Here is a 14,819-nt window from a genome sequence, read left to right on the forward strand (position 1 = left end):
CCGGCTCGGCCGGGGCACGCGGCACACCACCGACTCAGCGCAGCGTCTCGGCCCAGTTCGCGGGAACGCGTCCGGCGGGTCCGGGCGTCGGCTGGTCCGCCGGGTGGCACATCGGGGGAGCGAGGTCGGGCCCCGAGTCGAACAGCTCCGACGTGTCGTAGTTCCAGAACCAGGCCTCGCCCGGCTCGAAGCTGCGGATGACGGGGTGCCCGGTGCTCTGCGCGTGCGCGGTGGCGTGCTTGGACGGTGAGTCGTCGCAGCAGCCGATGTGACCGCACTGGGCGCAGCGCCGCAGATGGAACCACCATCCGCCCACGGCGTCGCAGTCGCCGCAGCCGGTGCCGCTCGGCGGGACGGACGGGTCGATTCCGTTCGGCGTGGTCATGATGACTCCTGTGGGGTGTCCGGTGCCGCCAGCGGCAGTCGTACCTGGAAGCGGGTGTCGCCGGGCACGGACTGCACCTGAAGGCTCCCGTGGTGCTTGTTCACGACGATCCGCCACGAGATGTCCAGGCCGAGCCCGGTGCCCTCACCTACCGGCTTGGTGGTGAAGAACGGGTCGAAGATGCGGTCGCGGATCTCCGCCGGCACACCGGGTCCGGTGTCACCGAACTCGACGAGCAATTGGTCCGCGTCGTGCGCGGTGCGCACCGTCAGCGTGCCCTCGCCGTCCATCGCCGAGACGGCGTTGTCGATGAGGTTGGTCCACACCTGGTTCAACTCGCCCGGATAGGAAGGGACCCTGGGCGCGCCGCGGTCGTACTCCTTGACGACCTTGATGCCCGAACCCATCTTCCCGGACAGCATCATCAGCGTGCTGTCGAGCAGTTCGTGCACATCGGCCACCTGGTAGGGCGCCCGGTCGAGCTGCGAGTACTGCTTGGCCGCGTCGACGAGGTGCGAGATGCGGGTGGTGGAGTCCGCGATCTCGTTCATCAACAGCTCTGTCTCGACGGTGTAGTTGAGCCACCCGATGGCCCCGGGAAGGATCTCCTCGTCGACGGCCGCGGCGATCTGCTCCAGCCAGTCGACGTCGAGGCCGCCCTGCACGAACGTCGGGGCTATCTGCCAGCCGCCCGTGAGGCCATGGTCGTCGAGCCAGTCGGTGAGCGCGTCCTCCCGGTCGGAGGCCTCCAGCGGGCTCAGGGACGGCGCCTTGGCGACCCGCTCGGCCGTCCGCTCCTGGATCTCGACGAGGGTCTTCAGCGCGTCGCGCTGGTAGGGCCCGGCGGCGATGACACCGAGCTTGTGCCGCATGTGCGCGACCCGGTCCCGCAGCGCCGAGGTGGCCCGCGCGGCCGCCGCGGCAGGGTTGTTGAGCTCGTGCGTGAGGCCGGCGGACAGTGAGCCGAGCGCCAGCAGCCGCTCACGCTGGTTGATGGTCCGCTGGGTGTTCTGCGTGCCGAAGAACATCCCCTCCAGCAGATGGACGGCCATCGGGAACCAGTCCCGCAGGACCGCGGCGAACGTCTCCGCGGGCAGCACGAAGAACCGCGACGGCTCCGTGACGCGGACGGAGCCCTTGTACCGGGCCTGTTCCCCGCCGGTCAGATAGGCCTGCATGGCCCCCGAGTACGCCCCCCGCTGGGAACTGCGGTTGATCTCCACGTCGTCGCCGCCGACCCGGCGCGACATCACCAGGGTGCCTTCGAGGAGCACGAAGAAGCAGGTAGCGGGCTCGCCCTCGCGGTAGACGTAGCCGGGCTCGAACTCCTCGACCCGGCCCTCCCGGCACAGCCGGTCCAACTGCTCCGGGCTCAGCTTCTCGAACAGGAAGAGCGTGCCCAGTTCCGCCGCGTCGCACGGCAGCGGCCGCCCGCTCACGACTGCTCCAGATAACGGTGGACGAGCATGACGGCCATGGCTCCCTCTCCGACGGCGGACGCGACCCGCTTCGCGGACTCGGCGCGGGCGTCTCCCGCGACGAACACGCCGGGCACATTGGTCTCCAGGTGGTACGGCGGCCGGTCCAGCTCCCAGCCCCGCGGCGGCTGCCCGTCGGGCGTCATGTCCGGGCCCGCCATGATGAAGCCGCGGTCGTCCCTGAGCACGGTCCCCTCCAGCCAGTCGGTGAGCGGGGCCGCGCCGATGAACACGAACATCCACTGGGCGTCGACGAGTTCGGTGTGCCCGCTCGTCACGTCGCGCAGCGTGAGCTGCTCCAGGTGGTCCGAGCCGTGCGCCGCCTCGACGACCGTGCCGGTGCGCACGCTGATGTTGGGCGCTTCGTCGATCTGCTGGATCAGGTAGTGCGACATCGACGCGGACAGCGAGTCGCCGCGCACCAGGATCGTCACTGACTTCGCGCCCCGTGCCAGATACATCGCGGCCTGGCCGGCCGAGTTCGCGCCGCCCACGATGTACACGTCGTGGCCCTGGCAGGCGGCCGCCTCGGTCAGCGCCGAACCGTAGAAGACACCGCAGCCCGTCAGGTCGTCGAGGCCGGGCGCCTCCAACTGCCGGTAGGACACACCGGTGGCGAGGATCACCGAGTGCGCGGAGATCGCGGAGCCGTCCGAGAACCGGATGGTGCGCGACGCCCCGGTGACCTCCAGGGCGGTCACCTCGCGCGCGGTGAGGATCTCCGCGCCGAACTTCGCCGCCTGCCGCCGCGCCCGGTCGGTGAGCTGCGCACCGGACACGCCGTCGGGGAAGCCGAGATAGTTCTCGATCCGGGAGCTCTGCCCCGCCTGACCGCCGGTCGCCGAACGCTCCACGAGGACCGTCCGCAGCCCCTCGGACGCGCCGTACACGGCGGCGCCGAGCCCGGCAGGGCCGCCGCCGATGACGACGAGGTCGTAGAACTCCGCGGTCGGTGTCGTGGCCAGCCCGACCTGTGCCGCGAGATCCGGGTCCTCCGGCTCCACGAGCGGTGTGCCGTCCGGTGTGATCACGAGCGGCAGGCGGTCCCCGTCCTGCCCGGCCGCGCTCAGCAGCCGCTGCCCTTCCGGCGTGTCGGACGAGTACCAGCGATACGGCACCTGGTTGCGGGCGAGGAACTCGCGGACCCCGGACGTGCGCGCCGACCACCGGTGCCCTACCACCTTGCAGGTCGGCACGGGGCGGTAGTCACTGGCCCGCCAGGCGTCGAGCAGGTCGTCGAGGACCGGGTAGAGCTTCTCCTCCGGCGGGTCCCAGGGCTTGAGCAGATAGTGGTCCAGATCGATCACGTTGATCGCGTCGATCGCCGCGTTCGTGTCGGCGTACGCGGTCAGCAGCACCCGGCGTGCGCCGGGATACACGTCGAGCGCCTGTTCCAGGAACTCGATCCCGTTCATCTGCGGCATCCGGTAGTCGGCGAGGATCACCGCCACCTGGTCGCCGCGCAGCTTGAGCTCCCGGAGCGCCTCGAGACCGGCGTCCCCGGACTCGGCGCGCACGATACGGTGCGTCTCGCCGTAGCGGCGCCGCAGGTCGCGGGCGACGGCGCGCGACACCCCGGGATCGTCATCGACGGTCATAATGACGGTCCGCGCTGGACTGGCGGCCTGTGCCATGCGTCTCCCACCCCGAGCAGGTTCCATGTCTCCGGCCGCGCGGACGCCCCAGGGGGTGCCCGTGGCCGATACACGCCCAATCGTATGTACGATCGGTCACCTTTGCTCAGGAACCGGCAGGGCGTGGCCGGACTGCGCGGTGTCCGCCTGCGTCGGAAGCCCCTCGCGGACCTTGGGAAGGATGTTGGTGACGTAGTCCTCGACGGCGGTGTCCAGACCGATGTCCTGCTGTGCGCGCTCGGACAGGAACCACCGGTGTTCGAGGAGCTGGTGGTAGATCTCGGCCGGGTCCATGGAGCCGCGCAGCTCCGGCGGGACGGCCCGCACGGTCGGCCGGAACACGTCCCTCACCCAGCGGTGGGCGAGCACTTCGGGCCGGGCCGCGAGGGGGTCGCCGGGGACGTAGTCGTCCTGGGTGGCCATCCAGCTCTCCAGGTCGTTCAGGAGCCGGCGCGCCTGGTTCTCCTCGGTGTCGAGGCCGGTCAGTCGCAACAGCTGGCGCTGATGGTGGCCCGCGTCGACGACCTTGGGCACGAAGGTGACGGTGTCGCCGTTGCCGGAGCTCGCGATCTGCATCTCCGCGACGTCGAATCCGAGGTCGTTGAGGCGGCGGATGCGCCGGTCTATGTAGTGGTGCTTGCCCGCCGGGTACACGGAGGTACGGGTCAGCTCCTGCCACAGGCCCCGGTAGCGGGCACAGATCTCCATGCCGAACTCGATCGGGTCCACCGACGGATGCAGCGCCCCGGCCGCTTCCAGGTCCAGCAGCTCACCGCTGATGTTGACCCGGGCGAGATCGAGGTCGTACTCCCGCTGCCCCTCGCTGAGCTGCGGATGGAGCTCCCCGGTCTCGGCGTCCACCAGGTACGCCGCGTACGCACCGGCGTCGCGCCGGAACAGCGTGTTCGACAGCGAGCAGTCGCCCCAGGCGAATCCGGCCAGGTGCAGCCGTACGAGCAGCACCGCGAGGGCGTCCATCAGGCGGTGCATGGTCGCCGGCCGCATCGTCGTCTCGAACATCGACCGGTACGGCATCGAGCCGCCGAGGTGCCGGGTGATCAGTACGGACTCCAGGGGCTCGCCCGCCGCGTCGATGCGGCCCGTGACGACGGCCAGCGGGTCGACCGCCGGGATCGTGAGCCGGTCCAGGCTGAGCAGCAGCCCGTACTCGCGCACGGCCGGCCGCTCGGCGAGCTCCTTGACGGCCACCACCTCGTCCCCGGCGCGCGCGTAGCGCACGACGTGCCGGGAGATGCCGCGGGGCAGGGGCACCAGGAGATGCTCGGGCCACTCCTCCAGAGGAAGCTGCCAGGGCAGTTCGAGCAGGAGCGCGGGGTGCTCCGGATTGGTGGCGCTGATCTGGAAAGCCATCGCTGGGCTGCCCTCACCTCACGGTCGAACACTGTTCCGGCCCCAGCATCTACGAATGATCCAGGCGACGGAAGACGGAGCGGGGGTTGCCCGACAGGAACAGCCCGGTCGTCTCGTCGTCCAGTCCCAGGGCCGCGAGGTGCTCCAGTGCCCGAGCGGGCGTGATCATGGGGTAGTTGGAGCCGAAGAGGACCTTGCGCCGCCCGCGGCCGCGCAGGTATTCCACCAGCTCGGGCGGATATCGGCGCGCGGTGTACGCGCTGGTGTCGATGAAGACGTTGGCGTGCTTGTCGGCCACCGCGATCATCTCCGTGGTCCACGGGTAGCCGATGTGCCCGCAGACGATGGCCAGTTCGGGGAAGTCGAGCGCGACCTGATCGATGTACGGGATGGGCCGGCCGGTCTCGGAGGGGCGCAGTGGCCCGGTGTGCCCGACCTGGGTGCAGAACGGGACGCCGAGTTCCACGCATGCCGCGTACAGCGGGTAGTACAGCCGGTCGGTGGGCGGCAGTTGCCACAGCCACGGCACGATCCGCAGCGCCACGAAGCCCAGTTCCTCGACCGCCCGGCGCAACTCCCTGACGGCCGCCACCGGTCTCGTCAGGTCGACGCCCGCGACCCCGCGCAGCCGTCCCTCGGAACGGGCCACGAAGGCGGCCACCTCGTCCTTGTCGATCAACGGGCCCTGGGGCCCGTACCAGGCCGCGGACAGGCCGGTCTCCACGTCGGCAGCCGCCATCGCGGCCACCGTCACCTCGATGGGCAGGGGCTCCGCCAGCCGTTCCATGCCCGTCCAGCGGCGCAGCGACTCGAACATCTCGTGGTGGGAGTGACGCAGTGTGGGGTGCTGCATCCACACGTCGACGACCGGCATGTCCCGTGCCTCCCCGATCCGTGACCAAGCGTTTGCTCACCCCGACCCTAGGGGCGGGCGCACTCCCCGGCTACCGCCCCACGGCGTCCACGAGCGCCGTCAGCGCGGCGGCGACCCGGGCGAACCCCGGGCCCGCCGGGCCTCCCGGTTCGCTCATGTACACGTCCCGCCGGATCTCCACCATCAGCGCGGTGACGTCGGGCTCCCGCTCGTAGTGGCGCAGCGGCACATAGGCGCCCGAGAACGGGCTGTCGACGCCCACACCGCCCAGGCCCGCGAACGCCTTCTCCGCCAGGGCCACCAGCTCCGGCGGCGTGTGGAAGGCGTCGGTGCCCAGACACACCGGCGGGCGCGGTCCGTCGCCGTGCAGCTCGTACGGCAGCCGGGCGGTCGGGTACGAGTGGACGTCGATGATCACCGCGCGTCCGGTGGCGGCCAGCCGGTCGGCCACCGCAGCCGTCATCGCGCGCGCGTACGGGTGGAAGCAGCGTTCGATCAGGGGCCCCGGGTCGACGTCCGCGCGGCGCAGCGGCGCGCGGTGCGTGGTGCGGGTGTAGACCGCGCCCATCCCGACGGCCAGCATCTCCTCCCGCTCGTCCGGGAAGCGCTCCGGGTCGACGACCAGACGGGACAGCCGGTTGACGAACCGCCACGGCGTCAGCTGCGCCGACTCGGCCGCGGCGGCGGCGAGTTCCGCGGTGTGCGCGTCCGTGATGTGGTCCAGCTCGCGCTCCAACGCCTCGTCGTCGAGGACGATGCCCTCGCGCACCTGCGCCGGAACGCGCCGTGAGGAGTGCGGCACGTGCAGGAGCACGGGTGAGTGGGCCGCGCCGGGGAGGAGCTCGAAGGGGGCCGGGGCGTCCAGTGTTTCCGGGCCCTGGGCGGGGGCCGGGGTGCCGGGGGAGGCGGTCGGGTCCGAGGTGCTCAGGGTGTCGTTCATACGAGATTCCTATCGCAGCCGGGCCCGACCCGTCCCTCGGCCGAGCCGGGCCACGATCGGACGGCGCGCCCGCCCGGGGCCGCGGTCAGTGGCCGCCGCCGTGGCGCGCGTAGTGCTCGATGAGCGCCGCGCGGGTCGTCTCCAGCCGGTGGGCCAGGATCGCGCCGATCGTCCGGGTCAGGGACAGCTCCAGCGTCGGGTCCGCGTCGCACAGGGCCCGCACGTCCGCCGCGTCGAACTCGTAGGCGCGTACGGGGCTGAAGGCCTCGGCGCCGAAGTCCCAGGTGTGCGGCGGGAAGAGCCACGACCAGCCGAGCAGGTCACCGGGGCCCAGGGTCGCGACCGAGATCCGTCTGCCCGCGATGACCTGCTGGAAGAGGGAGACCGTTCCGGAGCGGACCACCCAGAAACGGTCGGCGGTTCCCCCTGCCTCGAAGATCCGCCCGTCCGCGGGGAACGACACCTCGCGGGCCACACCCATCAGCTGTTCGCGATGGACGGGGGAGAGGGCGGGCAGGAGCCGGAGAGCACTGGGCATCGCGGACCTCCATCGCGCCGCCGCGCGACCGACGGGTGCGGCGGCCCGTGTCGTACCGGTGGTGTCCCGTCACCCTCTATTGGAGCCCGATCCGCGGATTACGTCGCGCCGTGGAGGCGGCGTGGCCGTCGTGACGGGCCCGCACCGGCCACGTCAGCACCGTGAGTGCCAGCAGCGTCAGCACCCCGCCGACCAGGAACGTTCCGCGCACCCCGACATGGGGAAGGAGAGCGCCCCCGGCCAGCGCGCCCGCGGCGACGCCCGCGTTGAAAGCGGCCGAGTTCGCGGCCAGCGCGAGTTCGGTACGCCCGGGTGCGCACCGCAGCACCTGACTCTGCGTGGCCATGAACACGGGGCCCACCGACGCGCCGAGCAGCATCAGCATGCCCACCGTCACCGCCCGGCTGTGCCCGCCGCCCGCGTACAGGCCGAGCAGCGCCGTGGCCTGGGCCGCCACCGGCACGGTCAGCGTGGCGCGCGGGAAGCGGTCGAGCAGCGGCCCCGCCGCCGTGACCCCCACGATCCCGGCCGCCCCGAACACCAGCAGCAGCGCGCTCACCGAGCCCTCCGGGAAGCCGGCCACCTCGTCCAGGAAGACCGCGACGTAGGTGAAGCCCGCGAAGGCCCCGGTGACGGAGAGCGCCGTGGTCGCCAGCACCACGGCGAACCGCCGGGCGTCGGGGGCGGCCCCGTACGCGGCATGCCCCTCCTCCGGGCGTGAGGTGGGCAGCGCGACGGCGATCGCCACCAGAGAGGCGAGACCGAGAGCCCCGAGGACCAGGAAGGGCACGCGCCAGCCGCTGTGCCCGCCGAGCCAGGTGCCCGCCGGAACCCCGAGGACGGTGGCCAGGGATCCGCCGACGGACAGCAGTCCGATGACGCGGCCGCGGCGCTCCGGCGGGAACAGCCCCACCGCTACGGGGCCCATCACCGCCCAGAACAGCGCCTGGGCGAGGGCGGTCGCGACGCGGGCCGTGAGCAGCACTCCGTACGAGGCGGCACCGAGCGCCGACACCCAGCTGGCCAGCACGAGCAGGCCGAGCAGGCCCGCGAGCACGTGACGGCGCGGCACCGAACGGGTGGCGTGCGCGACGGGCAGCGAGACCACGGCCACGGTCAGTCCGTAGCCGGTGACCAGCAGCCCCACGGACGCCGCCGGCACCCGCAGGTCGTCCGAGATGAGGGTCAGCAGCCCGACCGGCAGGTTCTCCGTGGTGTTGAAGGTGAAGGCGGCCAGCATCAGCGCCGCGACGACGACGGACCTGCGCCGGGAGGTGGGACGTGCGCTCGCCATCCACGGGCCTTTCTGCGGGGGACTGCCGAGGACCGGGGCCGGTTGCGGCCAGGGCAAGCGTGCGGGCCCCTCGTACGGCCCTCTACTGTTTCGGGTGCAGCCGAATCGCTTCTGCCGGACACCGCCGTGCCGCCTCTTCCGGACGCGGCCTCCCACTACCCCCGGGTGTGGGCGAGCCGCGCACGCGGACGGCGGCCGAAGCACCCGCGAGCCCCGCCGACGGGCTCACCGGTACACGGGAGGCCCTCTTGCCGTTGACTCTGCGCCTGGGCACCGACGACCTCACCCGGTGCCGGTTCGCGGTGTCCCCGCTCTGCCAGATCCATGAGGCGCTCCGCCTGCTGCGGCGGCCGGCACGGCACGCCTTCCACCGGGACTGGCTCCGCCGCGCCCGAGGCGTCGTCGCCGGCCTGGACCTGTCCGAGCTGTGGCTCTACTTCCCCCGTAAGGGCGGCTACACCCCGGACTTCCTCGGACCGCCGCCCGAGGCACCGGACGGGTCCATCGAGGCGGAACTGGGGCGGATGCGGGCCACCGACCCGGCCATGGCCCGTACGGAGCTGGCGCGGTCCCTCGCCTGCACGCCGGGCGCGGCCCGCACCCCGTACGGACGTGCGGCGCTGGACGACCCGGCCGCGGCCGTACGCCGGCTCGCCGACCTGACCGAACGGGCCTGGCGGGCGCTGCTCGCACCGGACTGGGCACGCCACCGCGCCCTCCTGGAGGCCGACATCGCCCACCGCACCCGGCAATGGGCCGAAGGCGGCCTCGAAGCGCTCCTCGGCGACCTGCACCCGGAGATCGGCTGGGCCGACGACACCCTCACGCTGCGCACGTACCCGGACCACGCGGAGGCACAGGAGGCCGACGGCCGCGGCGTCCTGCTGATGCCGAGCGTGTTCGTGCGCCCCGACGTGGTGAGCGGATTCGCCCGGCCCTGGCAGCCCACGGTGATCTATCCGGCGCGCGGCGCGGCCGGTTCCGGACCGGCGGGCGCCGAGGCACCTCGCGCCCTGGCCCGGCTGCTGGGGCCGCACCGGGCGGCGATCCTCGCCGGGCTCGCCACGCCGGCCTCGACGACGGCCCTGGCCGGCCGGCACGGGCTGGCCCCCTCGTCCGTCTCCGCCCACCTGTCGGTCCTGCGGGAGGCAGGACTCGTGGTGCCCCACCGCCGCGGCTACTACGTCCTCTACGCGCGCACCACGCTCGGCGAAGCGCTGACGGCCGGGGCCTGAACCCCTCGCCGCGAGGAACACCCGCTAGACGTTGCCCCTCAACGTCACCGTGAAGTGCGCGCCGTCCGGGTCGGTGAGGACCGCGTCCGTCGAGCCGACGCCCTGCTGGTGGGCCGTGCCTCCGTTGGCGCGTGCCGCCCGCGCGCACGCCTCCACGTCGGAGACGGCGAAGTGGATCTGCCAGTGCGGCCGGATGGTGGGATCGGGCGCGGCGCCCACCGCCCCCGAGTGGATCCGGGCCACGACGTCGCCGCGACTGCGCAGCACGACCTCGTTCTCCTCGTAGTCGACCTGGCAGCAACCCGGGGAGGCCGAAGCCCAGCCCAGGACTTCCCCGTAGAAGATGGCGGCGTCGAAGGCGTCCCTGGTGTGCAGCCGTACGAAGGCCGGAGCCGCGTGGCGCCAGGCCTCCCAGCCCGAGACGAGCTCACCCTCCCAGATGCCGAAGACCGCCCCGTCCCGGTCGGCCAGCAGCGCGGCCCGCCCGGGCGGCAGCGAGATCGGTCCCACCGCGGTCGTACCCCCGCGTTCCTGGCTGCGGGACACCGTCTCGTCCGCGCTCGACACCGCGAAGTACGGGATCCACGCGACGGCCGTCGTCGCCACGAAGTCGACCTCGGAGACGCCCGCCACGGGAATCCCGTTCACCCGGGCCACCCGGTACTGATCGCCCATCCGGGTGCCGGAGCGCCACTCCCAGCCCAGCACGGCACTGTAGAAGGCTTCGGCGGCCCGCAGATCGCGTGTGGTCAGGCTGACCCAGCACGGTGCGCCGAACACCGACCGACTGGTGACGACCTCACGCTTGAGTGTTCCGTCGCTCTTCATGCCGTACCGTCCTGACCTCACTGGCCGGCAGCGGTCGCGGGCGGTGCCGGCCGAGGCCCCGGCACACGTGGGCCGAAGTCCCCGGCCTGCATCGGCCGAGGCCTTCGGTGTGCCGTGCGGCGTCAGCCCAGCCGTAAGAGGCCTTCCGCGCGGAAGGCCTCCGACTGCGTCAGTAGCACCTGCGGGTCCGCTGTCCCATCCACTCCAGCATCCCCCGCCCCGGCTCCGCGCGCACCACGCGGCGCTATCCGCGGGGCCGCTCGAAGGTCAGGAGCAGCCCCTCGACCGCGCCCGGACCTATCCGGCCCTTGACGTCGGCGGAGGTGATCGCCTTGAGCGCCCACCCGTCCCCGGCGTGCTTGTTCAGGACCTTCTCCAGCTTGTCGCTGTCCAGCGCGTCGCCGATCAGCGACTCACGGAAGGTGACGACCTTGTACTCGTAGGTGTACGGGCTGCTCATGGCTGAGGTGCTCTCCTGCGTGTCGGGCGGCATGGCCGGGCCCACCCAACCACGCCTCCGCGCCGTGGCACAGAGCCGGACCGGGTCCGCACGCATACCTTGGGTGAAGCCTTACGTGGTGCCGGGCCGCGGCACGCGTCCGACCGGCCCGACCGAGGGGGACACATGGAGGAGTCACGGACCAGCAGCCACATACCGGGCGCCGGGGGAACCCCGGAACCGACACGTGACGCCAGGGACGGCCCCGGCCGCGCACCGGGCACCACGGACGCCTCCGGCGACGACGGCAGCGGCACCTTCGCCCGGCTGCGGGAGCGCGAGTTCGGCTATCTCGACGAAGGCGGGCACACCTACCTCGACCACACCGGTGCCGGGCTCCCGCCGCGTTCGGTCGTGACGGGAAGCGCGCGGCGGATCACCAGTGGGCTGTTCGGCAACCCGCACTCGGAGAGCCCGGCCTCGCGCGCCTCCGGCCGGCTGCTGGCCGAGGCCCGACGAGCGGTGCTGCGGCACTTCGACGCCGATCCCGCCGAGTACGCGGTGATCTTCACGCCCAACGCGACGGGGGCCCTGCGGCTGGTCGGCGAGGCGTATCCCTTCGCGCGCGGCAGCAGACTCGTGATGTCGCTGGACAACCACAACTCGGTGAACGGGCTGCGGGAGTACGCGCGGGCGCGCGGCGCGGCGACGGCGTACGTGCCGGTGAGCGGGCCCGGCATGCAGCTCGACGAGAAGCGGATGCGGGCCGCCCTGTCCGCGGGGCGCCGGCTCGGCTTACCGCCCGGCAGGCTCCGTCCGTCGCGCGAACGCGCCGGGACCCGGCGCCCGCGGCTGCGGGGCGGGGCGGGGGGCGCCCGCCCGAGCGGCCTGTTCGCGTACCCGGCGCAGAGCAACTTCAACGGGGTGCAGCACCCCCTGGAGTGGATCGAACGAGCCCAGGCGCGCGGCTACGACGTCCTCCTCGACGCGGCCGCCTTCGTCCCCGCCAACACCCTCGACCTGGCCCGGTTCCGTCCGGACTTCACGGTGGTCAGCTGGTACAAGGTCTTCGGGCACCCCACCGGTGTCGGCAGCCTGATCGCCCGCCGGGAGGCGCTCGCCCGGCTGCGCCGCCCCTGGTTCTCCGGCGGCACCATCTACGCGGTCAGCGCCCAGGCGCAGTGGCACGTCCTCGCCGACGACGAGGCGGCCTTCGAGGACGGCACGGTGAACTTCCTCGCCATCCCCGACGTGACGGCCGGGCTGGAGTGGATCGACCGCATCGGCATGGACCGTGTGCACGCCCACGTCACCGCCCTGACCGGCCGGCTGCTGGCCGGCCTGCGGGAGCTGCGGCACAGCGACGGCTCCCCGATGGTCCGCGTGTACGGCCCCGAGAGCGGCGTGGCGGCCCGCGGCGGAACGGTCGCGCTCAACCTGCTCGGGGCGGACGGCCGGATCGTGGACGAACGCATCGTCACCCGCGACAGCGCCGCCCGCGGCATCTCCCTGCGCACCGGCTGTTTCTGCAACCCGGGTGCCGGGGAGGCGGCGTTCGCCCTGCCGCTGCGAAGGCTGCGCTCGGCCGCCCGCCGGCGAGTCGGCTCGCTGGAGGACTACCTGGATCTCCTCGGCCTGCCGACGGCCGGCGCCGTCCGGGTCTCGCTGGGCGTGTCGTCGCAGCCCAGGGACATCGAGACGTTCCTGGACTTCGTGACGGAGACGTACCGGGACCGGGTGCCGGGGGTCGCGGGGCTGGCCGCGCGGGTGGGCTGCTGAGGCGGGAGTCCGCGCGGTGCGTACCCGGAGCCGGACGGCGCCCGTACCGGCTCCGGGCCGTCGCCGGGCGGCACGCGTGCGCCGGGGAACCGTCGGGATCCCCCGCCGCCGCGGGTTGTTCCCGCACGGGACTCGCAGGCGTCCACTGCGGCTCCGGGCCGTTTCCGCACGGGACTCGCGTACCGGGACGCCCTCAGCGTCCGTCGCGGCTCCGGGCCGTTCCCTCACGGCACTTGCGCACCAGCACGGCCCACGTCACCGCCGTGAACACCAGCGTGAAGCCCGCGAGGATCAGCCAGCCCCGGCTCGCCGGATGAGCGAACGAGTCCCCGTACGAGGCCAGCAGGGGCGGGCCGAGAGGGGAGCCGCCCCCGCGCCACAGCGCCTCCAGGCCGACCCCGCTGCCCAGGGCCTCGAACGCCCACCGGTTGGTCATCGCCCAGCTGATCGCCTCCCCGGCCGCGGCCATCCGGGGCACCGGCACGAACGCTCCGGAGAACAGCACCTGGGGGAAGCAGAGCAGGGGCAGCATGAGGGTGGCCTGACCGGGCTCCGACACGGCCGCCGAGGCCAGCAGTCCGAGCGCGAGCGCCGACGCCGACGCCAGCAGACTCGACACGAACAGCGAACCGTAGGTGCCCCAGCCGGCCCGGGGCAGCCGGTCCAGTGCGCGCAGCACGACGAGCAGCAGCGCGTCCGCGGCGGCGAGCACCGGGAGCATGGTGGTGAGTTTGGAGGCGACGTACGGTCCGATCCGCAGGCCCGCCGGCCATTCGCGCCGCAGTACGGGCAGCTCGGTGCAGATCTGGAGCAGCCCGTAGGTGAGCCCGAAGAAGAACGCGCCGAACGCGATCCAGAACATGATCATCGCGGTCGTGCCCGGGTCCGGCGCGGCGGGGTCGAACGCGCCCGCGCGGAACAGCACCGCGAACATCACCACGATCATCACGGGTGAACCGGCCAGTACGGCGACGGAGAGCCGGTTGTGCAGCAACAGCGCCGTACCGCGGCGGGTCAGCAGGGCCCACTGGCGCACGGCGCCGATCCGTCCCGGCTTTCCGGGAACCGGCACGGAGTCGGGCCGGGGAGCCGGCACCGCCCCGAGAACGCCGGGTTCGGCACGCGCGCCGGCCGCCACGGCCTCGTACACGTCCTCGACCGCCCCGACGCCGAACGCCTCGCACAGGGAGTCCGGTGCGCCCGAGTAGGCCACCTCGCCGCCGGGCGAGAGGAGCACCACGTGGTCGCAGCGGAGCAGGTCGGCCGGGACGTGCGAGGTGAGCACCACGGTGGTGCCGCCCTCGGCCAGCTCCCGCAGGGTCCGCAGCAGGGCGGCCCCGGTCACCGGGTCCAGGCCAGACGTCGGTTCGTCGAGGAAGAGCACCCGGGGCCGGGTGAGCAACTCGACCGCCGCACAGGCCCGTTTACGCTCTCCTCCGCTGAGCGCGCGCACCGCGGTCGCGGCCCGGTGGGAGAGGCCCAGGGTGTCCAGGACGGCGTCCACGCGCGCGGCGACCGCATCGGCCGGCGTACCGGCGGGCAGGCGCAGGCCCGCCGCGTAGACCAGCGTGCGGTGCAGCGGCAGGTCCCGGTGGAGGATGTCCTCCTGCGGCACGAACCCGAACTCCGGTCCCGGTGGGCCGGGCCGGGCTCCGTCGTGCAGCACCTCGCCGTCGGCGGGGACACGCAGTCCCGCGAGCGCCTGGAGCAGGACCGTCTTGCCCGCTCCGCTGCTGCCGGCGATCACGGTGAGCCGTCCGGGTGCCGCGTCGCACGACACGTCGTGCAGCACACGCCCCGCTCCGCGCACCTCCACGCCGAGCCGGCGTGCCTGCACGAGCAGGCCCTCGACCTGGGAGGCGGGGCCGTCCGCGGAGACGGGTGGACTCGGCTGCATGGGAGTCGACATGGGGGCAGCATGCCAGGGGACGGCCGTGCCGACCCGCCGTACGGAGCGGGCGGGGAGCATTCGGCCGAACGGTGGCTTCCGTGTCCGCCGTGGGCATCGTCGCGCGGCCCCGTAG

At 73.0% G+C, this 14,819-nt stretch carries 13 protein-coding genes; 2 read left to right on the forward strand and 11 right to left on the reverse strand.

Annotation, left to right across the window (positions count from 1 at the left end):
- Window positions 1-34 precede the first annotated feature (34 nt).
- The 8 genes from ACZ4IF_RS36785 to ACZ4IF_RS36820 all read right to left on the reverse strand — a co-directional run bounded on the left by ACZ4IF_RS36785 (window position 35) and on the right by ACZ4IF_RS36820 (window position 8,514).
- Window positions 35-385, reverse strand: coding sequence for a UBP-type zinc finger domain-containing protein (locus ACZ4IF_RS36785; protein WP_467571093.1), 351 nt, complete (start codon window positions 383-385; stop codon window positions 35-37).
- Window positions 382-1,824, reverse strand: coding sequence for an ATP-binding protein (locus ACZ4IF_RS36790; protein WP_467571096.1), 1,443 nt, complete (start codon window positions 1,822-1,824; stop codon window positions 382-384). The genes ACZ4IF_RS36785 and ACZ4IF_RS36790 overlap by 4 nt, the downstream gene beginning before the upstream one ends.
- The gene (locus tag ACZ4IF_RS36795) at window positions 1,821-3,497 is read right to left on the reverse strand and encodes an NAD(P)/FAD-dependent oxidoreductase (protein WP_467571098.1); all 1,677 of its coding nucleotides are present in this window, start codon (window positions 3,495-3,497) and stop codon (window positions 1,821-1,823) included. Before ACZ4IF_RS36795 ends, ACZ4IF_RS36790 begins: the two co-directional genes overlap by 4 nt.
- A gap of 96 nt (window positions 3,498-3,593) precedes the next feature.
- Entirely contained in the window at window positions 3,594-4,868 is a 1,275-nt protein-coding gene (locus ACZ4IF_RS36800) for a DUF4032 domain-containing protein (protein ID WP_467571101.1), read from the reverse strand.
- A gap of 49 nt (window positions 4,869-4,917) precedes the next feature.
- Window positions 4,918-5,742, reverse strand: coding sequence for an amidohydrolase family protein (locus ACZ4IF_RS36805; RefSeq protein ID WP_467571104.1), 825 nt, complete (start codon window positions 5,740-5,742; stop codon window positions 4,918-4,920).
- A 70-nt stretch (window positions 5,743-5,812) separates the two neighbouring features.
- Window positions 5,813-6,682, reverse strand: coding sequence for an N-formylglutamate amidohydrolase (locus tag ACZ4IF_RS36810; RefSeq protein WP_467571106.1), 870 nt, complete (start codon window positions 6,680-6,682; stop codon window positions 5,813-5,815).
- A gap of 85 nt (window positions 6,683-6,767) precedes the next feature.
- On the reverse strand, window positions 6,768-7,220 hold the full coding sequence (locus ACZ4IF_RS36815; protein WP_467571109.1) for a Crp/Fnr family transcriptional regulator: 453 nt from the start codon (window positions 7,218-7,220) through the stop codon (window positions 6,768-6,770).
- Between the two features lie 76 nt (window positions 7,221-7,296).
- On the reverse strand, window positions 7,297-8,514 hold the full coding sequence (locus ACZ4IF_RS36820; protein ID WP_467571112.1) for an MFS transporter: 1,218 nt from the start codon (window positions 8,512-8,514) through the stop codon (window positions 7,297-7,299).
- A gap of 248 nt (window positions 8,515-8,762) precedes the next feature.
- Between ACZ4IF_RS36820 and ACZ4IF_RS36825 the strand changes: the two genes are divergently transcribed.
- The gene (locus tag ACZ4IF_RS36825; protein ID WP_467571115.1) at window positions 8,763-9,749 is read left to right on the forward strand and encodes an ArsR/SmtB family transcription factor; all 987 of its coding nucleotides are present in this window, start codon (window positions 8,763-8,765) and stop codon (window positions 9,747-9,749) included.
- Window positions 9,750-9,773: 24 nt separating this feature from the next.
- Here the strand turns inward: ACZ4IF_RS36825 and ACZ4IF_RS36830 are convergent, their stop codons facing one another.
- Window positions 9,774-10,577 (reverse strand): VOC family protein, encoded by an 804-nt coding sequence (locus ACZ4IF_RS36830; protein WP_467571118.1) that lies wholly within the window; start codon window positions 10,575-10,577, stop codon window positions 9,774-9,776.
- A 244-nt stretch (window positions 10,578-10,821) separates the two neighbouring features.
- The gene (locus ACZ4IF_RS36835) at window positions 10,822-11,037 is read right to left on the reverse strand and encodes a DUF4177 domain-containing protein (protein WP_028804134.1); all 216 of its coding nucleotides are present in this window, start codon (window positions 11,035-11,037) and stop codon (window positions 10,822-10,824) included.
- 165 nt (window positions 11,038-11,202) lie between these two features.
- On the opposite strand from ACZ4IF_RS36835, the gene ACZ4IF_RS36840 reads away from it, so the two are divergent.
- On the forward strand, window positions 11,203-12,795 hold the full coding sequence (locus ACZ4IF_RS36840) for an aminotransferase class V-fold PLP-dependent enzyme (protein ID WP_467571121.1): 1,593 nt from the start codon (window positions 11,203-11,205) through the stop codon (window positions 12,793-12,795).
- A gap of 193 nt (window positions 12,796-12,988) precedes the next feature.
- On the opposite strand, the gene ACZ4IF_RS36845 is transcribed toward ACZ4IF_RS36840, so the two are convergent.
- On the reverse strand, window positions 12,989-14,704 hold the full coding sequence (locus ACZ4IF_RS36845; RefSeq protein WP_467571123.1) for an ATP-binding cassette domain-containing protein: 1,716 nt from the start codon (window positions 14,702-14,704) through the stop codon (window positions 12,989-12,991).
- Between the last annotated feature and the right edge of the window lie 115 nt (window positions 14,705-14,819).

This window comes from Streptomyces sp. NPDC025784 (genome assembly GCF_055558435.1).